The organism is Enterobacter sp. CC120223-11, from assembly GCF_900215375.1.
Classification (GTDB): Bacteria; Pseudomonadota; Gammaproteobacteria; order Enterobacterales; family Enterobacteriaceae; genus Scandinavium.
On sequence record NZ_OBEF01000003.1, the window covers coordinates 203,863 to 228,209 of the forward strand.

24 protein-coding genes are annotated in these 24,347 nt (G+C 55.2%); 13 read left to right on the forward strand and 11 right to left on the reverse strand.

Annotation, left to right across the window (positions count from 1 at the left end; genetic code table 11):
* Window positions 1-22: 22 nt before the first annotated feature.
* From folE to mglC, 6 genes are all read left to right on the forward strand, one after another.
* Entirely contained in the window at window positions 23-688 is a 666-nt protein-coding gene (folE, locus tag CRO87_RS05060) for a GTP cyclohydrolase I FolE (RefSeq protein WP_097161841.1), read from the forward strand.
* Between the two features lie 19 nt (window positions 689-707).
* Window positions 708-1,865 (forward strand): DUF418 domain-containing protein YeiB, encoded by a 1,158-nt coding sequence (gene yeiB / locus CRO87_RS05065; RefSeq protein WP_097161842.1) that lies wholly within the window; start codon window positions 708-710, stop codon window positions 1,863-1,865.
* Window positions 1,866-2,020: 155 nt separating this feature from the next.
* Window positions 2,021-3,046: an HTH-type transcriptional regulator GalS gene (gene galS, locus CRO87_RS05075; RefSeq protein WP_097161843.1), complete on the forward strand. Its 1,026-nt coding sequence runs from the start codon at window positions 2,021-2,023 to the stop codon at window positions 3,044-3,046.
* A 285-nt stretch (window positions 3,047-3,331) separates the two neighbouring features.
* Window positions 3,332-4,330, forward strand: coding sequence for a galactose/glucose ABC transporter substrate-binding protein MglB (gene mglB, locus CRO87_RS05080; RefSeq protein WP_097161844.1), 999 nt, complete (start codon window positions 3,332-3,334; stop codon window positions 4,328-4,330).
* An 80-nt stretch (window positions 4,331-4,410) separates the two neighbouring features.
* The gene (gene mglA / locus CRO87_RS05085; RefSeq protein ID WP_097161845.1) at window positions 4,411-5,931 is read left to right on the forward strand and encodes a galactose/methyl galactoside ABC transporter ATP-binding protein MglA; all 1,521 of its coding nucleotides are present in this window, start codon (window positions 4,411-4,413) and stop codon (window positions 5,929-5,931) included.
* A 15-nt stretch (window positions 5,932-5,946) separates the two neighbouring features.
* The gene (gene mglC / locus CRO87_RS05090; RefSeq protein WP_097161846.1) at window positions 5,947-6,957 is read left to right on the forward strand and encodes a galactose/methyl galactoside ABC transporter permease MglC; all 1,011 of its coding nucleotides are present in this window, start codon (window positions 5,947-5,949) and stop codon (window positions 6,955-6,957) included.
* 48 nt (window positions 6,958-7,005) lie between these two features.
* Here mglC and CRO87_RS05095 read toward each other — a convergent pair whose 3' ends face one another.
* From CRO87_RS05095 to CRO87_RS05120, 7 genes are all read right to left on the reverse strand, one after another.
* Window positions 7,006-7,353, reverse strand: coding sequence for a helix-turn-helix transcriptional regulator (locus CRO87_RS05095; protein ID WP_097161847.1), 348 nt, complete (start codon window positions 7,351-7,353; stop codon window positions 7,006-7,008).
* A gap of 109 nt (window positions 7,354-7,462) precedes the next feature.
* Window positions 7,463-7,861, reverse strand: coding sequence for a HipA domain-containing protein (locus CRO87_RS22850; RefSeq protein WP_369680097.1), 399 nt, complete (start codon window positions 7,859-7,861; stop codon window positions 7,463-7,465).
* Window positions 7,834-8,361, reverse strand: coding sequence for a phosphatidylinositol kinase (locus tag CRO87_RS22855; RefSeq protein WP_255252482.1), 528 nt, complete (start codon window positions 8,359-8,361; stop codon window positions 7,834-7,836). Before CRO87_RS22855 ends, CRO87_RS22850 begins: the two co-directional genes overlap by 28 nt.
* Before the next feature lie 132 nt (window positions 8,362-8,493).
* On the reverse strand, window positions 8,494-9,201 hold the full coding sequence (sanA, locus tag CRO87_RS05105; RefSeq protein ID WP_097161848.1) for an outer membrane permeability protein SanA: 708 nt from the start codon (window positions 9,199-9,201) through the stop codon (window positions 8,494-8,496).
* 123 nt (window positions 9,202-9,324) lie between these two features.
* A complete protein-coding gene (gene cdd / locus CRO87_RS05110) occupies window positions 9,325-10,209 on the reverse strand; it encodes a cytidine deaminase (RefSeq protein ID WP_097161849.1) in 885 nt (294 codons plus the stop codon).
* Between the two features lie 123 nt (window positions 10,210-10,332).
* Window positions 10,333-11,028 (reverse strand): CidB/LrgB family autolysis modulator, encoded by a 696-nt coding sequence (locus tag CRO87_RS05115; protein ID WP_097161850.1) that lies wholly within the window; start codon window positions 11,026-11,028, stop codon window positions 10,333-10,335.
* Window positions 11,025-11,426: a CidA/LrgA family protein gene (locus CRO87_RS05120; protein ID WP_097161851.1), complete on the reverse strand. Its 402-nt coding sequence runs from the start codon at window positions 11,424-11,426 to the stop codon at window positions 11,025-11,027. The genes CRO87_RS05115 and CRO87_RS05120 overlap by 4 nt, the downstream gene beginning before the upstream one ends.
* 222 nt (window positions 11,427-11,648) lie before the next feature.
* Between CRO87_RS05120 and dusC the strand changes: the two genes are divergently transcribed.
* Window positions 11,649-12,608 (forward strand): tRNA dihydrouridine(16) synthase DusC, encoded by a 960-nt coding sequence (gene dusC, locus CRO87_RS05125; RefSeq protein ID WP_097161852.1) that lies wholly within the window; start codon window positions 11,649-11,651, stop codon window positions 12,606-12,608.
* On the opposite strand, the gene CRO87_RS05130 is transcribed toward dusC, so the two are convergent.
* Window positions 12,605-13,339 (reverse strand): class I SAM-dependent methyltransferase, encoded by a 735-nt coding sequence (locus CRO87_RS05130; RefSeq protein ID WP_097161853.1) that lies wholly within the window; start codon window positions 13,337-13,339, stop codon window positions 12,605-12,607. The genes dusC and CRO87_RS05130 overlap by 4 nt on opposite strands.
* Window positions 13,340-13,567: 228 nt before the next feature.
* Here CRO87_RS05130 and mdtQ point away from each other — a divergent pair, with 228 nt between their 5' ends.
* Both mdtQ and CRO87_RS05140 read left to right on the forward strand, forming a co-directional pair.
* Window positions 13,568-15,007 carry a multidrug resistance outer membrane protein MdtQ gene (gene mdtQ, locus CRO87_RS05135; RefSeq protein ID WP_097161854.1) on the forward strand — a complete coding sequence of 480 codons (1,440 nt, stop codon included), beginning with the start codon at window positions 13,568-13,570 and terminating at the stop codon, window positions 15,005-15,007.
* 60 nt (window positions 15,008-15,067) lie between these two features.
* Window positions 15,068-15,841, forward strand: a complete 774-nt coding sequence (locus tag CRO87_RS05140) for an SDR family oxidoreductase (protein ID WP_097161855.1) — start codon at window positions 15,068-15,070, stop codon at window positions 15,839-15,841.
* Window positions 15,842-15,853: 12 nt separating this feature from the next.
* On the opposite strand, the gene CRO87_RS05145 is transcribed toward CRO87_RS05140, so the two are convergent.
* Window positions 15,854-16,420 (reverse strand): DedA family protein, encoded by a 567-nt coding sequence (locus tag CRO87_RS05145; RefSeq protein WP_097161856.1) that lies wholly within the window; start codon window positions 16,418-16,420, stop codon window positions 15,854-15,856.
* 170 nt (window positions 16,421-16,590) lie between these two features.
* Here CRO87_RS05145 and CRO87_RS05150 point away from each other — a divergent pair, with 170 nt between their 5' ends.
* Together CRO87_RS05150 and pbpG are read left to right on the forward strand one after the other, a co-directional pair.
* Entirely contained in the window at window positions 16,591-17,178 is a 588-nt protein-coding gene (locus tag CRO87_RS05150) for a Yip1 family protein (RefSeq protein WP_097161857.1), read from the forward strand.
* 176 nt (window positions 17,179-17,354) lie between these two features.
* Window positions 17,355-18,299 (forward strand): D-alanyl-D-alanine endopeptidase, encoded by a 945-nt coding sequence (gene pbpG / locus CRO87_RS05155; RefSeq protein WP_097161858.1) that lies wholly within the window; start codon window positions 17,355-17,357, stop codon window positions 18,297-18,299.
* Between the two features lie 43 nt (window positions 18,300-18,342).
* Here pbpG and CRO87_RS05160 read toward each other — a convergent pair whose 3' ends face one another.
* The gene (locus tag CRO87_RS05160) at window positions 18,343-18,897 is read right to left on the reverse strand and encodes a GNAT family N-acetyltransferase (RefSeq protein WP_097161859.1); all 555 of its coding nucleotides are present in this window, start codon (window positions 18,895-18,897) and stop codon (window positions 18,343-18,345) included.
* Between the two features lie 95 nt (window positions 18,898-18,992).
* Entirely contained in the window at window positions 18,993-20,756 is a 1,764-nt protein-coding gene (gene dld / locus CRO87_RS05165) for a D-lactate dehydrogenase (protein ID WP_097161860.1), read from the reverse strand.
* A gap of 212 nt (window positions 20,757-20,968) precedes the next feature.
* On the opposite strand from dld, the gene bglX reads away from it, so the two are divergent.
* Together bglX and CRO87_RS05175 are read left to right on the forward strand one after the other, a co-directional pair.
* The gene (gene bglX / locus CRO87_RS05170) at window positions 20,969-23,266 is read left to right on the forward strand and encodes a beta-glucosidase BglX (RefSeq protein ID WP_097161861.1); all 2,298 of its coding nucleotides are present in this window, start codon (window positions 20,969-20,971) and stop codon (window positions 23,264-23,266) included.
* A gap of 168 nt (window positions 23,267-23,434) precedes the next feature.
* Window positions 23,435-24,343: an ABC transporter substrate-binding protein gene (locus CRO87_RS05175; RefSeq protein ID WP_097161862.1), complete on the forward strand. Its 909-nt coding sequence runs from the start codon at window positions 23,435-23,437 to the stop codon at window positions 24,341-24,343.
* Window positions 24,344-24,347 lie beyond the last annotated feature (4 nt).

Genomic DNA, 24,347 nt, shown 5'->3' on the forward strand with positions numbered 1-24,347 from the left:
CCACACCTGCAGGAGATAAAGAATGCCATCACTGAGTAAAGAAGCCGCTCTGGTTCATGAGGCGCTTTTGGCGCGTGGACTGGAAACCCCGTTGCGTCCACCTGTTGATATGGATAATGAGTCACGCAAGCGCCTGATTGCCGGTCATATGACCGAAATTATGCAGCTGCTCAATCTTGATCTCAGCGATGACAGCCTGACGGAAACGCCACACCGCATTGCAAAAATGTACGTCGATGAAATCTTCTCCGGACTCGACTACACCAACTTCCCGAAAATCACCGTCATTGAAAACAAAATGAAGGTCGATGAAATGGTGACCGTGCGCGATATTTCGATGACAAGCACCTGTGAACATCACTTTGTCACTATCGATGGCAAAGCCACCGTGGCTTACATCCCGAAGGACTGCGTGATTGGTCTGTCGAAGATCAACCGCATTGTGCGCTTCTTCGCCCAGCGTCCGCAGGTTCAGGAACGTCTGACCCAGCAGATCCTGACGGCGCTGCAGACTCTGCTTGGCACCAGCAACGTGGCGGTGTCCATTGATGCGGTGCATTACTGCGTGAAAGCGCGCGGCGTGCGTGATGCCACCAGCGCCACCACCACCACCTCACTCGGCGGCCTGTTTAAGTCCAGCCAGAACACTCGCCAGGAGTTCCTGCGCGCCGTTCGTCACCACAACTGATTGATTAAGCAGGTATCTGATGGAGCGTAACGTCACGCTGGATTTTGTTCGCGGCGTTGCCATTCTGGGGATCCTGCTTCTCAATATCTCCGCCTTTGGGTTACCGAAGGCGGCTTATCTTAATCCTGCCTGGTACGGCGAAATCACCCGCAGCGATGCCTGGACGTGGGCCGTGCTCGATCTCTTCGCGCAGGTCAAATTCCTGACGCTCTTCGCGCTGCTGTTCGGGGCAGGGTTACAGCTTCTGCTGCCGCGCGGCAAGCGCTGGATCCAGTCGCGACTTTCGCTCCTGGCGCTGCTCGGCTTCGCCCACGGCCTGCTGTTTTGGGACGGTGATATTCTGCTGGCTTACGCACTGGTGGGCCTGGTGTGCTGGCGCATGGTGCGCGAAGCGCAGAACGTCAAATCTCTCTTTAATACCGGCGTGGTGCTGTACCTCATCGGCATTGCGGTACTGGTATTTTTAGGCCTGATCTCCGGCGATGCGCCAAACCGTTCGTGGGTGCCTGATGCGGCGAACCTGCAATATGAGCAATACTGGAAACTGAACGGCGGTTTTGAGGCCATCAGCAACCGTGCCGATATGCTTTCCGACAGCCTGCTGGCCCTCGGGGCGCAGTACGGCTGGCAGCTGGCAGGGATGATGCTGATGGGTGCGGCGCTGATGCGTAGCGGCTGGCTGAAAGGCCAGTTCAGCCTGTCTCACTATCGCCGCGTCGGGGCATTGCTGATTGCGCTGGGTATGCTTATCAATTTACCTGCGATTGCTGCGCAGTGGCATTTCGCATGGTCGTACCGCTGGTGTGCTTTCCTGTTACAGGCCCCGCGCGAGCTGAGCGCCCCGTTTCAGACCATTGGCTATGCCGCGCTGGCGTATGGCTTCTGGCCACAGATTTGCTCCTCCCGTCTGGTAGGGGCTGTCTCCTGCGTCGGGCGAATGGCGCTCTCCAACTATCTGCTGCAAACGCTTATCTGCACCACGCTGTTCTACCGCCTTGATCTGTTTATGAAATTTGACCGACTGACTTTACTCGCCTTCGTGCCTGCGGTCTGGCTGGTGAATATTCTCTTCTCCGTGGCCTGGCTGCGCTACCACCGCCAGGGCCCCGTCGAGTGGCTGTGGCGGCAGTTGACCGCAAGAGCCGCAGGGGTATCCATTTCCAAAACATCCAGATAACGATCTGGATCACAATCATTAACAAAACGGATGTAACCGTTTCCATCCGTGTGACTTCCTTCACGTAGTCCTTGCCGCGTCGCTGCGAGAATAGCCACCTTGCTCAACACAGGGGGTGACTGTGAGTTGCTGCCATTTTCAACAGGACGGTGGTTATGATCACCATTCGTGATGTGGCCCGCCATGCGGGCGTTTCCGTCGCGACCATTTCCCGCGTGCTCAATAACAGCCCGCTCGTCAGTCCTGAAACGCGTGAAATAGTGATGAAAGCCGTCAGCGAACTGGGTTACCGGCCTAACGCCAATGCTCAGGCGCTGGCGACCCAGGTCAGTGACACCATCGGCGTGGTGGTGATGGACGTGTCAGATGCCTTTTTTGGCGCGCTGGTCAAAGCCGTCGATACCGTCGCACAGCAGTTTCAAAAAAATGTGCTGATCGGCAACAGCTATCACGAAGCGGAGAAAGAGCGGAACGCCATTGAGGTGCTGATTCGCCAGCGCTGTAACGCGCTGATTGTGCACTCCAAAGCGCTGAGCGACGCCGAGCTCGCTGAATTCATGGATCAGATCCCCGGCATGGTGCTGATCAATCGAATTGTGCCGGGCTATGCACATCGCTGCGTGGGGCTGGATAATGTCAGCGGGGCGATGATGGCCACGCGCATGCTGCTCAATCAGGGGCATACGCGTGTCGGCTACCTGGCCTCGAGCCACCATATTGAAGACAACCAGATGCGGCAGGAAGGCTGGCTGCGGGCGATGAGCGAGCAGGGCATTGTGGCCCCGGAATCCTGGATTGGCACCGGCACACCGGATCTCCAGGGTGGTGAAGCGGCAATGGTGGAATTGCTTGGCCGCAATCAGGGTCTGACGGCGGTGTTCGCCTACAACGACAACATGGCCGCCGGGGCGCTGACCACGCTTAAAGACAACGGCATTGCGGTGCCGCTGCATCTGTCGCTGATTGGTTTTGACGATATTCCGATTGCCCGTTACACCGACCCGCAATTGACCACCGTGCGCTATCCCATCGTTTCCATGGCGAAACTGGCGACGGAGCTGGCGCTGATGGGGGCGGCAGGGAAACTGGATACGGCGGCAACCCACTGTTTTATGCCAACCCTGGTGCGTCGTCATTCAGTCGCGCTGAAGCAATCTGTGGGGTCGATCACTAACTTATAACGTGCTGCGATGTAACCGCTTTCAATTTGTGAGTAAATTCACAGTATCTTAACATTCGCCTGACTATGATGTCAGCGTTTGTAAGGCTGAAACGCTATGTAACGGTGACTAATCGGTTTTTACATAGCAATAAAGCGCTAAGCAATCAATTAAACGCACGTCTGGAGCGTTACCGAACACGGAAGATGGTTTTTGGAAAATTTTAACTTCGGCGGTCAGTAACAATTCCATAACGTTTTGCCTGCCGATAATAAGCTACCCTGCATAAAAATAACCGGAGATACCATGAATAAGAAGGTGTTAACCCTGTCCGCTGTGATGTCTTGCATGTTGTTCGGCGCTGCTGCTCACGCGGCGGATACCCGTATCGGCGTAACCATTTACAAATACGACGATAACTTCATGTCTGTGGTGCGCAAAGCGATTGAGAAAGACGGCAAAGCGGCCCCGGACGTACAGCTGCTGATGAACGACTCGCAGAACGACCAGTCAAAACAGAACGACCAGATCGACGTGCTGCTGGCAAAAGGCGTGAAAGCGCTGGCCATCAACCTCGTTGACCCGGCTGCGGCAGGCACCGTTATCGAAAAAGCACGTGGTCAGAACGTGCCAGTGGTGTTCTTCAACAAAGAGCCATCCCGCAAAGCGCTGGACAGCTATGACAAAGCCTTCTACGTCGGTACCGATTCAAAAGAGTCTGGCGTGATTCAGGGTGACCTGATTGCTAAACACTGGGCGGCTAACCCGTCATGGGACCTGAACAAAGACGGTCAGGTTCAGTTCGTACTGCTGAAAGGCGAGCCGGGCCACCCGGATGCTGAAGCGCGTACCACCTACGTTATCAAAGAGCTGAACGCGAAGGGCCTGAAAACTCAGCAGCTGCAGCTGGATACCGCGATGTGGGATACCGCTCAGGCGAAAGATAAGATGGACGCGTGGCTCTCTGGCCCGAACGCCAACAAAATTGAAGTCGTTATCGCCAACAACGATGCGATGGCAATGGGTGCAGTAGAAGCGCTGAAAGCACACAACAAGTCCAGCATTCCTGTGTTCGGCGTGGATGCACTGCCAGAAGCACTGGCGCTGGTGAAATCTGGCGCAATGGCCGGTACCGTGCTGAACGATGCTAACAACCAGGCGAAAGCAACCTTCGATCTGGCGAAAAACCTGGCGGAAGGTAAAGAAGCTGCCGCTGGCACCAACTGGAAAATCGAGAACAAAGTGGTTCGCGTTCCTTACGTTGGTGTGGATAAAGACAACCTCGACCAGTTCATCGGTAAGTAATATTTAATTCAGTAGTCTTTGAAATATCTCCCGTGCTGGCGTGTCAGCACGGGAAAACATTCGCGCAGCCAGGGTTAACTATGGTCAGCAATAAAACAGAATCGTCAGGTGAATACTTGTTGGAAATGAGCGGTATCAACAAGTCATTTCCCGGCGTTAAAGCGCTCGATAATGTTAATTTGAAAGTCCGTCCTCACTCCATTCATGCCTTGATGGGCGAGAACGGCGCGGGCAAATCAACGTTATTAAAATGTTTGTTTGGGATCTACCAAAAAGATTCCGGTAGTATTATTTTTCAGGGTAAAGAAATAGATTTCCATTCTGCCAAAGAAGCACTGGAAAACGGTATTTCGATGGTTCACCAGGAATTAAACCTGGTGCTTCAGCGCTCGGTAATGGATAACATGTGGCTGGGTCGTTATCCGAATAAAGGTATGTTTGTCGATCAGGACAAAATGTATCTTGATACTAAAGCTATCTTCGATGAGCTGGATATTGATATCGATCCGCGTGCGCGTGTCGGGACATTATCCGTCTCGCAAATGCAGATGATTGAAATTGCTAAAGCATTCTCCTATGACGCCAAAATCGTCATCATGGATGAGCCGACTTCCTCCCTGACGGAGAAAGAGGTCAATCACCTGTTCAAAATTATCCGCAAGCTGAAAGACCGTGGCTGCGGCATTGTGTATATCTCGCACAAAATGGAGGAAATCTTCCAGCTGTGCGATGAGATCACCATCCTGCGCGATGGGCAGTGGATTGCCACTCAGCCGCTGGAAGGGCTGGACATGGACAAAATCATCGCCATGATGGTTGGCCGTTCCCTGACTCAGCGCTTCCCGGAAAAACAGAACACGCCGGGCGAAACCATTCTCGAAGTGCGTAACCTGACTTCACTGCGCCAGCCGTCAATTCGCGATGTATCTTTTGACCTGCGTAAAGGGGAAATCCTTGGCATTGCAGGCCTGGTGGGCGCGAAGCGTACCGACATCGTGGAAACGCTGTTCGGTATTCGTGAGAAATCAGGCGGCACCATTACGCTTCACGGCAAAAAGATTAATAACCACAGCGCCAACGAAGCCATTAACCACGGCTTTGCGCTGGTGACGGAAGAACGTCGTTCTACCGGGATCTACGCTTATCTGGATATCGGCTTTAACTCACTGATTTCCAATATTAAGAAATACAAAGGTAGGTCCGGACTGCTGGATAATTCCCGCATGAAGAGTGATACCCAATGGGTTATTGACTCGATGCGTGTAAAAACGCCAGGGCACCGCACACAAATTGGTTCCCTGTCCGGTGGTAACCAGCAGAAAGTTATTATCGGTCGCTGGTTATTAACTCAACCTGAAATTTTGATGCTTGATGAACCGACGCGAGGGATTGACGTTGGCGCCAAGTTTGAAATTTATCAGCTGATTGCGGAACTCGCGAAAAAAGAGAAGGGGATTATTATTATCTCTTCTGAAATGCCAGAGTTGCTGGGTATTACTGACCGTATTCTGGTCATGAGTAATGGTCAGGTTGCCGGCATTGTTGACACTAAAACTACCACGCAGAACGAAATTTTACGTCTTGCGTCTTTGCACCTTTAAGATCAGGGGCTCCTCATGAGTGCGTTAAATAAGAAAAGCTTTCTCACTTATCTGAAAGAGGGCGGTATTTACGTCGTTCTTTTAGTATTACTGGCCATTATTATTTTCCAGGACCCCACGTTCTTAAGTCTGCTGAACTTGAGTAACATCCTGACCCAGTCTTCCGTGCGTATTATTATCGCCCTCGGCGTGGCCGGGCTGATTGTTACGCAGGGTACCGACCTGTCAGCCGGTCGTCAGGTTGGCCTGGCGGCGGTTATCGCCGCAACGCTGTTGCAGTCCGTGGATAACGCCAACAAGGTGTTCCCGGATCTGGCCACTCTGCCGATTCCAGTTGTCCTGCTGATCGTCTGCGCTGTCGGGGCAGTGATTGGCCTGATTAACGGGGTCATCATTGCTTACCTGAACGTGACGCCGTTTATCACCACCCTGGGTACGATGATCATCGTGTACGGCATTAACTCCCTGTATTACGACTTCGTGGGCGCATCACCGGTATCCGGCTTTGACTCTCACTTCTCGACGTTTACGCAAGGGTTTATCGCACTCGGCAGCTTCCGCCTGTCGTACATCACGTTCTACGCGCTGATTGCTACGGTGTTCGTCTGGGTCCTGTGGAACAAAACCCGCTTCGGTAAAAACATCTTTGCCATCGGCGGTAACCCGGAAGCCGCACGCGTTTCTGGCGTCAACGTTGCCCTAAACCTGCTGATGATTTATGCGCTGTCCGGCGTGTTCTATGCCTTCGGCGGGATGCTGGAAGCAGGGCGTATCGGCTCGGCGACCAACAACCTCGGCTTCATGTATGAGCTCGACGCCATCGCAGCCTGCGTGGTGGGTGGCGTATCGTTCAGCGGCGGGGTCGGTACCGTTATCGGCGTGGTGACCGGTGTTATCATCTTCACCGTCATCAACTACGGCCTGACCTACATCGGCGTGAACCCGTACTGGCAGTATATTATCAAGGGCGCGATCATCATCTTCGCCGTTGCCCTCGATTCCCTGAAGTATGCCCGTAAGAAGTAATCTGACGTGTAGCAGCGATAAAAACCCGCCTGAGAACGGCGGGTTTTTTTATGTCTGACTGTCAGGAGGAGTGAGCAACGAATTCAAAAGAGACGCGGATACTGGCACCAGTCCCACTTTTAGACCGAAAGGCCGGAAGACCTTATTCATAACTTCAACAGAGTAATTCCCCCTGTTGTTCTCTATATCGGAAATGGTTTTACGTGAAACGTCTACGAGCCGGGCATAGGTGTCCTGTTTAAGGCCGAGAACTTCAATTCTGAGCAGCCTGAGCGCTTCACTCTGAGACAACTTTTCCTGCATTAGCTGATAAATGACTGAACGGATAAACGCTGTTCTGCCAACGGCATCAATACGCTGGCTGTCAGACGTTGCGCGGGATCGGCTGGCTTTCATTACGGGCTTTGCCTCTTCAGCTAAAGAGGCATTGATTTGCGTCGCTGAGCGGTTTCCCGCCTTCAAAGCTCAATTGTCTTTTGCATCTTTTGTTGTTTTTCTGACTGGCTCATAGCAAGCCCCATCTGGTGAGTTTCTCAGAGATATATCGAAAACCGATTGCGGGCATCGTTATGATTTGCTGCGGTACGCCGCGAGCTTGAAGTCTCTCTTCAAGAGTAATGAGTTCTTTGGCTGTCAGCTTCAACGCCGAGAGTAACTCCCTGGCAGGCACAAGGTCATCAAGCCTTTCAGCGATAGCATGGAAATCATATTCACCCCCTATCTCAAGGGGCTGAGCCCATTTCATACTGCGGGGAATGCCCTCAGGATCGGCTTTCATTGGAGCAAAATCATATACGGGTGCAAGACTAATGCTGTTGCTGCTGCGGATAAAGGCCGTATTTCGGCCATGATTATCGCTATTGCCAAAGATAATATTCAGCAGATCACGACGGACCCATTCAATGACAAACTCAGGGACGTCAAAGACAAAGCTCCTCTCTGCTGCGCATAATCTAAAAAGTCTGCCGCGCGATTTTTAACATCATCAAGGGTGAAGCGCAGCGTTTCAGCTAAAGGATGGCGATCGGGCAGTGATTCTTTAATTCGAAGGTTTCCTACCGGCGCTATCGTGCCAAACTTCAATAAAATGAAGTTTTGCTGGGCAGCGTTGAGGCCTTCCAGATCGAGGGCTTTAATCCAGTATCGTCGGCTGGCGCCGCTGGGAATAATATCATCGAGCCATTTCATCCATCCGCGTTGCCCGTCATCGTCGTAAAATAACGAGACGGGATGATTCAGCGAGACAGCATGGCACTCATCGCTATCAAGAAATTCAATGGCATAGTCGGTGAGGTAGTGTATTTCTGTGCGTTGCCAATCGCCGCTTCCCGCTGCCGGAAAAGTAAGGGTGGCTATATCCTGCCACCGTTCTTCCAGATAAGCCTGTACAGTGAGCTGTTCCATAAATCCTCCCGATATAATGCGTGAAATATTACACGTTAATCAGGATTCTTGCCATTAATGACACTTAAAACACTCATTAATAAGGCTGATGGTGGGTAATGTCACTTATAAGTGTCATTGAATCAGGGATGGTTACTTCTGCGTCTCCAGCAGCTGCTCTGGCGTCACCGCCGGATAACCCTGGGCATCTTCCGGGACTTCATGCTGGGAAGGGATTGGCACCAGCGGGCCGAGGAAGCGTGGCTCGCGTTTGAAGAGGTAGAGATCCGCCAGTGCGCCAAAGCGGGCACCGAACTCGCGGGCGCGAACGCTCCACATATTCTTCGGTGACGGCACGGCATAACACTGTGCCTGAATGCCCATGTGCAGGGCAATAAACAGCGCACGCTCGCAGTGGAAGCGCTGAGTGATGATGATGAAATCATTGGTGTCGAACACTTTGCGGGTGCGCACGATCGAATCCAGCGTACGGAAGCCAGCGTAATCAAGAACGATGTCGGCAGGATCGACGCCCGCTGCAATCAAATCTTTGCGCATCGTCCTCGGCTCGTTATAGCTCTGGAGGGCATTGTCGCCGCTCAGCAACAGGTAGTTAACCTTGCCGCTGTTATAGGCGTTCAGCGCGCCCTGAATGCGGTAACGATAATACTGATTGATGACGCCGGTGCGATAATATTTTGCTGTACCGAGCACCACGCCGACCTGCCGATAGGGAAGATCCTGCAGTTCGTCATAGATATAAGGCGCCGTTTTCCAGCTTATCCAGCGGTCAAGGCCGAGTACGGTCAACAGCAGCAGGCCGATCAGGACTAACAGGCTGTATAACACGCGCTTTAACATGGACTTGACTCAGTGATGGAAGACGATTCCCTCAGGCTACTGTACCCGCGGGGCAAGAGCAAGAAACCGCCGTTTAATTGGGGGGATTTTCGTCAGTGCGGGCGCTGGGCCCGCATCAGAAAGTTAGCCAAGCAGAACACGGTCGATGTTCTGACAGCCCAGCGCTTTCAACGTCGCAGCGGTGGCGTCCCACTGGATTAGCGGGGCGTCAGCGCGCTCGGCAAGCATTGCACGCTGAATATCAGGATAGGCGTAGCCGTTGAGGCTCAGCAGATTCAGGGCGCCCTGCAGCGGCGGCAGTGTTGGGTTGAAAGCGGCATTTTCGGCATAGCTGCCGGCGACAATGGTTCCGTCACGCAGCTCCAGGGCCACGCCGGAAGGCGACTGACTGTAAGGCGCATGGCACCGGTTAGCAGCCTGAATGGCAGCCTGAGTCAGCGCGTCACCTTCCAGCGGAAAACCGTGATCCTGGGCATCCATCAACAGGGTTTTAATCTTCAGGTCTTTCGGCCCAAAAGCATCCGGCAGGTAATCTTTCAGCGTGTGAGGCTCACGGCCTGGCAGATTGATTTGCAACTCCAGCCCGCTGTTCAGCTCATTCATAAACTGACGACAGTGACCGCACGGCGTGTAGTTGACGGTAATCGCCTTGAGGGCTTTTTCGCCGCGCAGCCAGGCATGGCTGATGGCGCTTTGCTCGGCGTGCACGGTTTGCTGCATGGTCGCGCCAATAAATTCCATATTGCTACCGAAATACCAGCTGCCACTCACGCCGCGCGCAATAGCGCCAACGTTGAAGTGCGAGAGATCGGCACGGGCGCAGGCCGCGGCCAGCGGGAGCAACGCAAAAGCCAGCTCGTCTTCGTCCAGCCCTGTCGCGGCTTTCAGTTCGCTAACCTGCCCGGCGTTCAGCATTGCGGGGAAGTGCTCGTCAGCCAGCCACGGGGTCAGAGCTGTTTGCAGTTCCGCACTGAGTTGCGGGAAAGCAGAGTGAAAACGTGGGTGCATGGCAAAGCCTCATTAGGTTAAGGGATGACAGTGTACGGACCTGACAACGGCTAATGTGTGACTTAGATCTGACTTTTTTATGCAACTCATGAAAATCATATCTTTTTTGTGTGATGCGTCTCGTTATCCAACCACTGCCAGAATCACCGGGAACAGGAACGGAGCCAGAAGGGAGGTGATGATCCCGCAGATAACCAGCGCCAGTGAGCTGAATGCCCCCTCCTGATAGTCCAGTTCTGCGCAGCGCGAAGTTCCCAGAGCATGTGAGGCCGTTCCCATTGCCAGACCCCGCGCAGCTTTGGTGTCGATACGCATAAGATTCAGCAGCGTATGGCCAAACACCGCGCCAAGAATACCCACGAAAATCACGCAGACAGCACTGATAGCAGGAATGCCGCCGATGCTGCCGCCCACGGCCATCGCAATGGGCGTCGTGACTGATTTCGGTAAAACGGACGCGGCGATTTCAGGCGTGGCACCCATCAGCAGCGCAACCGTGGTCCCCGTAATCATGGCTACCACGCTGCCGACAAAGCAGATGGTGATGATTGATTTCCAGCGGGCGCGGATCTGGTGCAGCTGTTCATACAACGGATACGCCAGCGCCACCACCGCAGGCTGCAGCAGGTCGTTGAGAATTTTACTGCCCTTGAAGTAGTGATCGTAAGGAATACCGGTCAGCAGAAGAAACGGAATGATGACCACCATGGCCACCAGCAGCGGGTTCAGCAGAGGTATTTTAAAGCGGGCAGCGAGCTTACGGGCGGCAAAAAAGACGGCGAGAGTCAACGGCAGAGACCACCAGATATAATGCATCATTTTTGCTCACCTTTTTTCTGACCGACCACTTTGCGTTCACCGTGGACGATGTGCGAACTCCAGCTGACCACTAACAGCACCACAAGGGTGCTGACTGCACAGGACACCACCACCGGGCCAAACTGTGCCCGCAGGAGATCAAAGTACTGCATCACCCCGACGCCAATTGGCACGAAAAGTAGTGCCATATAGCGAATCAACACATAGCAACCGGGGTTTACCCATTTTGCAGGCAGGATTTGCAGCGCCAGCAGCACAAACAGAATAAGCATGCCAATGATGCTGCCAGGAATGGTGATGGGGAGCAGCGACGCGATAAATATACCGGCGTAGAGGCAGGCGTAAATCAGGCCGAAAGCCCGCAGATATTGCCAGATGATGTTGAGTGTTTTGCTCATGGTTCTCGCCCTTGATGAAACGCATTCATCATACAATTAAAGCCTGTAATGTGCTACCGGTCACATCATGAATTCTGAGCATACAAAATATTCCCTTAAGGCACGTTGGACAATCGGCCAAAAAGCGCCAGAAATCTATGGCTTTCAGTGTAGTACACAGGGGGCTTCAAACCGGGCGACAACAACGCTACCATAGCGCCTCTTTTTTCTCCGGATACTGATATGCGTGTTCTGCTGGCGCCGATGGAAGGCGTGCTCGATTCACTGGTTCGCGGCCTGCTCACCGAGGTGAATGATTACGATCTCTGCATCACCGAATTTCTGCGGGTGGTGGATCAGCTGCTGCCGGTGAAATCCTTCCATCGCCTGTGTCCGGAGCTGCTAAATGAGAGCCGGACTGCATCGGGTACGCTGGTGCGCGTCCAGCTGCTGGGCCAGCATCCGCAGTGGCTGGCGGAAAATGCTGCCCGCGCGGTAGAGCTTGGCTCCTGGGGGGTTGACCTCAACTGCGGCTGCCCGTCGAAAGTGGTGAACGGCAGCGGTGGCGGGGCGACGCTGTTAAAGGATCCGGATTTGATCTATCGCGGCGCGAAAGCCATGCGCGAGGCGGTGCCTGCGCATTTGCCGGTAACGGTGAAAGTGCGACTCGGCTGGGACAGCAGCGACCGTCAGTTTGAAATCGCCGACGCCGTGCAGCAGGCCGGAGCCACCGAGCTGGTGGTGCACGGGCGCACGAAAGATGACGGCTACAAGGCCGACAGAATTGACTGGCAGGCCATCGGCGACATTCGCCAGCGGCTGTCGATCCCGGTCATCGCCAATGGCGAAATCTGGGACTGGCAAAGCGCCCAGGCCTGCATGGCCGCCACGGGCTGCGATTCAGTGATGATTGGCCGGGGAGCGCTAAACATTCCTAACCTCAGCCGCGTGGTGAAATACAACGAGCCACGTATGCCGTGGGATGAGGTTACCGAACTGCTGCGCAAATACAGTCGCCTGGAAAAGCAGGGCGACACAGGCCTGTACCACGTGGCGCGCATCAAACAGTGGTTGGGCTACCTGCGCAAAGAGTACGACGAAGCCACAACCTTGTTCACGACTATCCGCACCTTGCAGGATTCCGCTTCCATCGCGCAAGCTATTGAGCACTATGCTCAGCGTCACCCCAGCGAGAAGCGTTAGCCTGGTTTACGCGCGCTTAAAAGAAAGAGCATTGGACGCTCTTTCTCTTCGCTGAGCACCGGGTTGGCAGCGATTTGCGCCGCATCCGGCCCCCATTCGTCGAGATGCTCAATCACAAAGCCCGCGGCAATCAGCGCGTTTATCCAGGTCGCGAGCTTGCGATGCTGTTTTTTCACGCCTTCGGCAAACCAGTTGCTGAGGCGCTCGCCCTCCTGCTGATAACCGGACACCGGCCAGCTTTTCTGCCCGTCCTGCTCGATAAACCAGCCTTGCTTAGCAACGGCGGTGAAAATAGGGTGCTCCGCCGAGAATACCAGTTTGCCGCCAGGCTTTAAGGCCTGGAACAGAGTGGTGAACAGGCCGTCGATGTTTTGCAGGTAGTGCAGCGCCAGCGAGCTGTAGGCGAGATCGAGGCTTGCAGGTTCAAGCGCAAGTGTTTCAAGGTCGGCTAGTTGATAGTTGATTTCTGTCCCCGGGGTCATCTCCCGTGCACGCGCCAGCATCTTTTCTGAAACGTCGAGCCCCAGCACGTGAGCCGCGCCCTGCTGCTGTGCCCAGCGGCAAAACCAGCCGTAGCCGCAGCCTAAATCAATAATCTGTTTACCCTGAATTTCAGGCAGCATTTGTTGAAGCGCGGGCCATTCTGGCGCGCCGTCCAGCCCTTTCACTGACCTGTCGAGGGTGGCGTAACCGGCAAAAAATTGCGGGTCGTCATAAATATTCTGCGTCATAACTCCTCCTGATTTGTGCCTTCACTGGCCTGCTGATTATACGAGTGATAAGACGGAAAATATTTTTATTATGAATGGAAACGCGCATTTAATTATTTGTGTAAATATTATGAAGAAGCATAACGGGACAGGTCTGACACTTGCCTTCTGGCCTGTGCCACGCTTTCCTAAACGTATCCTGCATTTTCGTCATAAAATGCGCGTCCTTTCCGAAAACAGACTTGCGATATGAAACGTACTGCTATTGTTGCTGCAATGCTCAGTTTGCCGCTGGCTGCTGTACTGGCTGGCTGTGCGCCGTCACATGACACGGGCGCGCCTTTAAAACAGCAATTACCTGCTTCACAGGTGGATAATTCCCTCCCGACTGCGCTGCAAAACGGCTGGCCGCAGAGCCAGTGGTGGCTGGATTATCACGACCCGCAGCTGAATCAGTTGATGGCCAGCGCGCTGAGCAATGCGCCCGATATGCAGGTTGCGCAGCAGCGCATCAAACTGGCCGAAGCCCAGGCGCGCATGGCGCAGTCCGAGCTTGGCCCGGAAGTTGATTTTGGTGCGAACGTTGAACGGCAGAAAATGTCCGCTGAAGGCCTGATGGGGCCATTTGCCACCGACGAGGGCGACAACACGGGTCCGTGGTACACCAACGGTACCTTCGGGCTGACGGCGGGCTGGGACCTCGATCTTTGGGGCAAAAACCGTGCGCTGGTACAGGCCCGTATCGGTACCGTAAAAGCACGTGCGGCGGAGCTGGCACAGACGCAGCAGGTGCTGGCGAGCAGCGTGGCGCGTCTCTACTGGCAGTGGCAGACCGAAGCGAGCATCAAGCAGGTGCTTGAACAGGTGAAAGCCGAACAGAACAGCATCATCTCCGTCGACAAAGCGCTGTATACGCGCGGGATCACCTCTTCCGTGGAAGGGGCAGAAAACGACATTAACGTTTCCAAAACCGATCAGCAGTTGACCGAAGTGGCGGGCAACATGAAGGAGATCGAGGCCCGTCTGATGGCGCTGACCAACCGCCAGAGCAGCAAACTGTCGCTGCACCCGGTGGCGTTACCGGCGGTGAAAACGCAGATGCCTGCTTCACTCGGCTACGACTTGCTGGCGCGCCGTCCTGATTTGCAGGAAGCAAACTGGTACATACAGTCCTCGATGAGTGAAGTTGAAGCCGCTAAAGCCGCATTCTACCCGGACATCAACCTGATGGCCTTCCTGCAACAGGATGCCCTGCACCTGAGCGACTTGTTCCGTCATTCTGCCAACCAGATGGGGATCACGGCGGGCCTGACGCTGCCGATTTTCGACAGCGGTCGTCTGAACGCGAATCTCGACATTGCTGATGCGCAGCGCGATCTTTCCGTGGCGAATTACAACAAAGCGGTGGTGGATGCGGTCAATCAGGTGGCGAAAACCGCAAGCCAGGTGGAAACACTGATGGAGAAAAATCAGCAACAGCAGCAGGTTATCAAAGACTCCGAGCGTGTCGTTCAGCAGGCTCAGGCACGTCTGGCGGCGGGGATCCTGTCCGGTTCGCAGGTAAGCCTGGCAAAACTGCCTGCGTTGCAGGAGCAGATTGGCTCGCTGCGCCTTCAGGGCCAGTATGTGGATGCCAGCATTCAGCTGACCTCCGCACTCGGTGGCGGCTACCACTCCAGCGGAAAATAATCCTCTCCACGCAGCCTTTCCTATACTTACCTCCTGAGTTAACGCCAGGAGGTTTTTTTTATGACCACAAAAGTGGCGGTCGTGACCGCTTCGGATTCCGGCATTGGCAAGCAGTGTGCCATCCAGCTTGCGCGGAAAGGGTTTTCGCTGGGTGTAACCTGGCACTCGGACGAAGAGGGCGCGCGCCAGACCGTACGGGAACTCACCTCTCTGGGCTGCCAGGCGCAGGCCATTCAGCTCGATTTAAGCCATCTACCCGAAGGCACTGAGGCGCTGGAGGTGCTGATTCAGCACCTGGGACGCATTGATGTGCTGGTTAACAACGCCGGACGCATGACCAAAGCATCGGTGTTGGATGTGACGCTCGACGACTGGCGGAAGACGTTTTGCGTCGATGTGGAAGGCGCGCTGCTTTGCTCGCAAATTGCGGCACGGCATATGATTGCGCAGGGCGAGGGCGGGCGCATCATCAACATCACCTCGGTGCATGAGCACACGCCGCTGCCGCAGGCCAGCGCTTACACCGCCGCCAAACATGCGCTGGGTGGGCTGACCAAATCGCTGGCGCTCGAACTTGTGCCGCACAACATTCTGGTGAATTCGGTCGCGCCGGGTGCGATTGCGACGGCAATGAATAATTTGCAGGATGATGACGTGCAGCCCGGCTCTATGCCCAATATTCCCATAGCAAGGCCGGGGAAAACCGAAGAGATTGCCGGGATGGTGGCGTGGCTCTGTTCCGATGACGCCTCTTACGTCACCGGGCAGTCGATGATAATCGATGGCGGCTTTATGCTGGTCAATCCGCAATTTTTGAATGAGAAACAGGCATAAAGCAGGGCGCAGCTACTGCGCCTTTCTGTCCTTACGCCAGAACCACACCCGTACGCCAATCACTGCAGCCACCACGATAATCAGCCATGCCCAGTGCTTGAGGTGCTGATCGAGCTGATGCAGCCACGGGCCAATCACTTCGCCGCCGAGATAGCCAAGCGTCGTAAAGATGATGGCCCAGACCAGCGCGCCGAGAATGTTCAACGGCAGAAAGATTTTCGGCGGCAGTCGGCTCGCGCCAATCAGCACCGGGCCAATGACCCGGAAGCCGTACATAAAACGCGTGCCGATAACGAACAGATAAGGGTGGTTCTGAATCAGCCGCTGTGCCTTATCGATTTTTTTCTGATGGCGTGAAAAGCGCTTCAGCAGACGACCACCAAAATGGCGGCCAAGCAGATAGAGCATCTGATCGCCAATCATGCCGCCGAGCGCCACGGACGCCACCACCAGCCAGAAGCGCAGGAGCCCCTGGTGGGCCGCCACGCCGCCAAGCAGCGTCACCGTTTCGCCTTCCGCCATCGCGCCCACAATCAGTGCGGCGTAGCCATAGTGACTAATCAGACTATTGATATCCATACAGGTTTTACCGTCTCCCTGAAAGTGCAATCCCTTAAGCATACACCTCTGAACCGCAATCACCAGGCCACGGACTCAGAGGCAACGCTATTTTCAGGGTGGTCAAAATATAATCGCCAGACTGCATTATACTTAAACGGTGCTGTACGAAGCCGTGAAGAGGGGGCTTTATGAATCATGTCTGGGGATTGTTCTCCCATCCCGATCGTGAAATGCATGTTATCCAGAGCGAAAACGAATCCGTTTCGCATCACTATACCCATCATGTTCTGGCGATGGCCGCCGTGCCGGTGGTCTGCGCCTTTATCGGCACCACTCAGCTTGGCTGGAATTTTGGCGACGGCACGACCGTCAAACTCTCGCTGTTTACCGGGTTTGCGTTGGCGGTGCTGTTCTATGCGCTGATGCTGGCCGGGGTCGCCGTGATGGGGCGCGTTATCTGGTGGATGGCGCGAAACTATCCGCAGAGACCATCGCTTAAGCGCTGCATGGTATTCGCGGGCTATGTCGCAACGCCTATATTCTTGAGCGGGATCGTGGCGCTGTATCCTCTGGTCTGGCTGTGCGTGCTGGTGGGCGCGGTGGCGCTTTGCTACACCGGCTACCTGCTCTATATCGGCATTCCGACCTTCCTTGGCATTAACCGGGAAGAGGGGATGAGCTTCGCCAGTTCGACGCTCGCCATCGGGGTGCTGGTGCTTGAAGTGTTGCTGGCGTTAACGGTGGTGCTGTGGGGATATGGCTATCGCCTGTTCTGACTTTGAACCATAGCTGGCGCTGATGATTCGGCGCCAGTTATGCAGCATTTATTCACGATTATGGAGTGGCACGGGAAAGCTCTGACGCGGTATGATGCCGGGATTCGCGTTTGTCGATGGGCAAATCTATTCCCATGACATCATAACTTGCATAAATAATTACCAGACTCTCCACGATGCCTAAATTCCGAGTTTCTCTGCTCAGCCTTGCGCTGATGCTTGCAGTGCCTTTTGCCCCGCAGGTGAGCGCCAAAACCGCCCCCGCCGTCGCTGCTTCTCAGCCTGAAATTGCTTCTGGCAGCGCCATGATTGTCGATCTGAACACCAACAAAGTGATCTACGCCAGCGAACCGGATCTGGTGCGCCCGATTGCGTCGATCACCAAGCTGATGACCGCCATGGTCGTGCTGGACGCCCATCTGCCGCTCGATGAAATGCTGAGCGTGGACATCAGCCAGACGCCGGAGATGAAAGGCATCTACTCCCGCGTGCGCCTGAACAGCCACATCAGCCGTAAAAATATGCTGCTGCTGGCGCTGATGTCCTCGGAGAATCGCGCGGCAGCGAGCCTCGCGCACCACTATCCGGGCGGGTATGACGCGTTTATTCGCGCGATGAATGCGAAGGCCAAATCACTGGGTATGACGCACACCCGCTACGTGGAACCAACGGGCCTGTCGATTCATAACGTATCAACCGCGCGTGACCTGACAAAGCTGCTTATTGCCACTAAACAGTACCCTCTGATCGGCCAGCTGAGCACCACCAAAGAAGACATGGCAACCTTCAGCAGCCCGAACTACACGCTGCCGTTCCGCAACACCAACCATCTGGTGTACCGCGACAACTGGAATATTCAGCTGACCAAAACCGGGTTTACTAACGCCGCAGGCCACTGTCTGGTAATGCGTACGGTGATGAACAACCGCCCGGTGGCGATGGTGGTGATGGATGCTTTCGGCAAATACACCCACTTTGCGGATGCCAGCCGCCTGCGTACCTGGGTTGAAACCGGCAAAGTGATGCCGGTGCCGCCCGCGGCGCTGAGCTACAAGAAGCAGAAAGAAGCGCAGGTGGCGAACGCCATCCTGAATGAGAAGGTTGCAACCCAGGAAGATTAAGGTTGGTTGCCCGGCAAACTTAGTGTTGCCGGGCAATGTAAAACTACTCCGGCAGCGTCCAGTCGCCATCGTTCAGCGGGCGCTGCACAATCAACGTATCCCGCCAGTCACCCAGCTTGTAACCGACGCTGCGCAGCTGTCCGGCGACTTCAAAACCGTGCTTTTTGTGCAAACGCAGAGAGCCTGAATTGTTATTTCCGTCGCCAATCACCGCCACCATCTGCCGCCACGGGCCTTTTTCGCACAGCTCAATCAACCGTGTCATCAGCGAGCTGCCGACGCCGCGTCCGGTCATGCTGGCATCGACGTAAATCGACTCTTCAATGGTGTAGCGATAGGCCGGACGGGGACGATAGAGGTTGGCGTAGGTGTAGCCGACGATAATGCCGCGGTACAGCGCAACGAGCCAGGGCAGGCCCTGCTTTTCGACGAGCTGCATGCGTTCGCGCATTTCGTCCACGGTGGGCGGCACCTCCTCAAAGGAGGCGCGGCCGTTTAACACATGCCAGGCATAGAGGGCGGATATTGCTTCCGCATCGTCCGGATTTGCTTCACGGATTTCGACTTCTGCGCCATAAAACACATCAACCGCTGACATGATGTTAACTCCTCACTCGGCCAGGCCAGAGAAACGTTTCTCTGACCGTTTGTGCCTACTGTAATCGGAGTTAAACAGCATTACACTCCTCCCCCTTAATTCAGGTGGGCTTTTGCTTCGGTTACGCCATCAGCATCTTCGGGCTTCGTCGCTTCTCCCCAATATTTCTGCTTACTGGTTTTGCCAATGCCGGGGTTCATGCTGTTGGTCGGGTCATTTTCACGATAAAACTGTTTTAAACTCTCAGCAGCCTCATAAAGATGGCCCACGTTGTGTTCGGCAGGATACTGGGCGCCACGCTCGCGCAGCAGGGCCAGCATCTGCTCCTTCAGCGCATGGACATCCACACCTTTCTTCACGATGTAATCCTGATGGAAGACGTGACACATAAAGTGGCCGTAATAGAGCTTGTGCGTCAGCTGGCTGGCAATCTCCGGCGGCAGTTCTTCAAACCATTCGCTGTCGTTGCGTCGCAGGGCGATATCCAGCGCCAGAATGTCTTCCACTTCGTCGGAATGCACCGCCTGATAGCGAATGGCCGCGCCAGCCGCCGCGAAACGATGGAGAAACGCTTTGCTGCCTTCTTCCGGCGTACAGGCGAAAAATGCACCTTCTGCATCCTTAAAGTACTCAGCGAGCCATGTTTGCGCCTCGTCGATGCCGTCTCCGGCCATCTTCAGCATTAAATGATGCTCGTACTGGTTACGGTAACTTTTCATGCGCTCCGGCAGGTGCGCCGGGAAGGCGTGGCCGAGCTTCTGCATAAAGCGGTCGGTGAAGTGCGGTTTGAACAGAGGCACTTTCTCAAGCATCGCGTCGGTGCGGCCTTTCATGGTGAAGAAGAACGGCATTTTGTCGGTGCCGAGCTTGTCGATCATCAGGAAGGTATCTTTACCGTACTGCTCGGCGATGTCGTAGATGTCACGGTGCATGTACTCGCCAGCCACCGGCAGGTTGGTGAAGTTTGCCAGCATATGGCGACGAATTTCCGTCAGCACGCCCGGCTGATTGGTGCCGATGTAAAACACCTGCTGGCGCTTTTCGGCTTCAAAGGTGTCGAGACGGACGGCAAATACGGCGAGCTTCCCGGCGCAGCCGGAAGATTCAAACAAACGTTCCGGGTCGGCGTTATAGCGCGCCGGGGTGTCTGCATCCACGTCACGCACGCGGGTGACGTAATCGTGATCGTGGGCGTGGCGGCCATCATGTTTTACATCACTGTCTTTGACACGATCGTCATCAAGCTTGCTGAGGATCTGCTCCGGCGTTTCGCCAAGCGCGATGCCCAGATGGTTCACCAACTGAAGTTTGCCGTCCTCTGTTATGCGGGCAAACAGCGACATTTCCGTATAGGCCGGACCGCGCTGCACCAGCGAACCGCCGGAGTTGTTGCAGATCCCGCCGATCACCGACGCGCCAATGCACGACGAACCGATCACCGAGTGCGGCTCGCGTCCGAAGGGTTTAAGTGCCTTTTCCAGCGAATAGAGCGTGGTGCCCGGGAATGCCAGCACCTGCTGGCCGTTGTCGAGCAGATGCAGCTTGTCGAGGCGCAGGGTGCTGATAATCACAATCTGGCGGTCGTAATCGTTGCCGCTTGGCGTGGAGCCTTCGGTCAGCCCGGTGTTGGCCGCCTGCATCAGAATGATTTTGTCGGCCTGCACGCAGGCGCTCAGGACGCGCCACAGTTCCAGCAGCGTGCCAGGAAAGACGACGGCGAGGGCATCGCCATGACCGGAGCGGAAGCCTTTGCGATAGCGGGCGGTTTTCGCCGGGTCGGTCAGCAGGTGTGAATGGCCGACGAGGCGGGTCAGCTCAGCCAGAAAAGCGGGGTTATCGTTTGTTGTTGTGGAAGACATCTTCTCACTCCTTGTGATACGGAAAGTGTGGTGAGGCGCTTTTTTTGTGACACAAGGATAGCGCTTTGTCGGCGATGAGTGTGCAGGAATTGGGTGAAAATTCGGAGTAACACCTCAGCTTTATACATGCAGGCTGTGCAGGCTTATGGCAAACTGCTGTTTTTGGCACGCTTTTGCCGAGATACCCGGCCCGTTGAGAGAGTGAATATAAGATGAAATGGCTTTGTTCTGTAGGTGTTGCCGTCAGCCTTGCGCTGCAACCGGCGATGGCCGATGAGATGTTCGGCAACCATCCGCTCACGCCGCAGGCGCGCGATGCGTTTGTCACCGGTCTGCTGAAGAAAATGACCGTCGATGAAAAAATCGGCCAGCTGCGCCTGATAAGCGTCGGCCCGGATAACCCGAAAGAAGCCATTCGCGAAATGATCAAAGACGGGCAGGTGGGGGCCATTTTCAACACCGTGACCCGCCAGGATATTCGCGCCATGCAGGATCAGGTGATGCAACTCAGCCGCCTGAAAATTCCTCTCTTCTTCGCCTATGACGTGGTCCACGGCCAGCGCACGGTGTTCCCGATTAGCCTTGGTCTGGCGTCCTCATTCAACCTCGATGCGGTGCGCACCGTCGGTCGTATTTCCGCGTATGAAGCCGCCGACGATGGCCTGAACATGACCTGGGCCCCGATGGTCGACGTCTCGCGCGATCCGCGATGGGGCCGTGCTTCCGAAGGCTTTGGCGAAGACACTTATCTCACCTCGATGATGGGCAAAACCATGGTCGAAGCGATGCAGGGCAAAAGCCCGGCGGAGCGCTATTCCGTCATGACCAGCGTCAAGCACTACGCGGCTTATGGCGCAGTGGAAGGCGGCAAAGAGTACAACACCGTCGACATGAGCCCGCAGCGGCTGTTCAACGACTATATGCCACCGTACAAAGCGGGCCTCGATGCAGGCAGCGGCGGCGTGATGGTGGCGCTGAACTCCCTGAACGGCACGCCAGCGACATCCGATTCGTGGCTGCTGAAAGACGTGCTGCGCAAAGAGTGGGGCTTTAAGGGCATCACTATTTCCGATCACGGCGCAATCAAAGAGCTGATTAAGCACGGCACGGCATCCGATCCGGCGGACGCGGTTCGCGTGGCAGTCAAAGCTGGCATCGACATGAGCATGAGCGATGAGTACTACAGCAAATACCTGCCGGACCTGATCAAGAGCGGCAAAGTGACGATGGCTGAGCTCGACGACGCCACGCGCCACGTGCTGAACGTCAAATACGACATGGGACTGTTCAACGATCCGTACAGCCATCTGGGGCCAAAAGAGTCCGATCCGCAGGACACCAACGCCGAAAGTCGTTTGCATCGTCAGGATGCGCGTGAAGTTGCACGTGAAAGCCTGGTGCTGCTGAAAAACCGCCTTGAGACGCTGCCGCTGAAAAAATCAGGCACTATCGCCGTGGTTGGCCCGCTGGCCGACAGCCAGCGTGACGTGATGGGCAGCTGGTCTGCGGCAGGCGTTGCCGCTCAGTCTGTACCTGTGCTGGACGGTATCAAATCTGCGGTTGGCGACAACGCGAAAGTGATTTACGCCAAAGGTGCCAACGTCACCAACGACAAAGACATCGTCACCTTCCTCAATCAGTATGAAGAAGCGGTGAAGGTGGACCCACGTTCGCCGCAGGCGATGATCGATGAAGCGGTGACGGCGGCGAAGCAGTCTGACGTTGTCGTTGCTGTAGTGGGCGAAGCGCAGGGCATGGCGCATGAGGCCTCGAGCCGCACTGAAATCAGCCTCCCGCAGAGCCAGAAAGATTTGATTGCTGCGCTGAAAGCGACCGGCAAACCGCTGGTGCTGGTGCTGATGAACGGGCGCCCGCTGACCCTGGTGCAGGAAGATCAGCAGGCTGACGCCATTCTGGAAACCTGGTTTGCGGGTACCGAAGGCGGCAACGCCATTGCCGATGTGCTGTTTGGCGACTACAACCCGTCAGGCAAGCTGCCGATGTCCTTCCCGCGCTCCGTGGGCCAGATTCCAACCTACTACAGCCACCTGAACACGGGTCGTCCGTACAACGCCGATAAGCCGAACAAGTACACCTCCCGTTACTTCGATGAAGCTAACGGCCCGCTTTATCCGTTCGGTTACGGTCTGAGCTACACCACCTTCAGCGTGTCTGACGTCAAAATGTCGTCGCCAGCTCTGAAGCAGGGTGGCAAGGTCACCGCCAGCGTGGAGGTGACCAACACCGGTAAACGCGAAGGCGCGACCGTGATGCAGATGTACATCCAGGACGTAACCGCCTCAATGAGCCGCCCGGTAAAACAGCTTCGCGGCTTTGAGAAAGTAACCCTGAAGCCAGGCGAAACCCGCACCGTTAGCTTCCCGATTGACGTTGACGCGCTGAAGTTCTGGAATCAGCAGATGAAGTACGCTGCCGAGCCGGGCAAATTTAACGTCTTTATCGGCGTCGATTCCGCCCGCGTGAAGCAGGGCGAGTTCGAGTTAAAGTAAGTTTTGCTTTTCATCTTAAGGCCGCTTATGCGGCCTTTTTTGTGCCTGCCGTTTGCTGCTTCGCTTAAAAGTCACTTTCTAATTCCGCTTTTGAGATTTCGGAATCTCCATTCCTGGACTATCTTTTTACTCTAACGCCCTGAAAATACAGACTCGAGAGGAATAAGAATGACGATGAAAGCGTGGAGTATTGCGGGGGCGCTGCTGCTGGCGGCTACCGCTCAGGCCGCCGAGCCGGTAAAAGTAGGCTCGAAAATTGATACCGAAGGGGCACTGCTCGGCAACATCATTTTGCAGGTGCTGGACAGCCATGGCGTAAAAACCGTGAACAAAGTGCAGCTTGGTACCACGCCTGTGGTGCGTGGGGCAATCACCTCCGGCGAGCTGGATATTTACCCGGAATACACCGGCAACGGCGCGTTTTTCTTTAAAGACGAAAACGACCCGGCGTGGAAAAACGCCGCGCAGGGCTACGAGAAAGTGAAAAAACTCGACGCCGAAAAGAACAAACTGGTATGGCTGACGCCAGCCCCGGCGAACAACACCTGGACCATCGCGGTGCGTCAGGACCTGGCGGAAAAGAACAAGCTGACGTCGCTGGCCGATCTTGGCGCCTATCTGAAAAAAGGCGGCACCTTTAAACTCGCGGCTTCGGCTGAATTTATTGAGCGCGCTGATGCGCTGCCTGCCTTTGAAAAAGCCTATGACTTCAAACTCGACCAGGCACAGCTGCTGTCGCTGGCGGGCGGTGATACTGCCGTAACGATTAAGGCGGCGGCGCAGCAAACGTCCGGGGTGAATGCGGCGATGGCCTACGGCACTGACGGCCCGGTGGCGGCACTCGGCCTGCAAACACTGACTGACCCGAAAGGTGTACAGCCGATTTATGCCCCAACGCCCGTTGTACGCGAGGCGGTGCTGAAAGCGTATCCGCAGCTGCCGGAATGGCTGAAGCCGGTCTTTGAAAAACTCGATGAAAAAACGCTGCAAAAACTGAATGCCAGCATTGCGGTAGAAGGGCTGGATGCGAAGAAAGTGGCCGCCGACTGGCTGAAACAACAGGGGCTGGTGAAGTAATTTC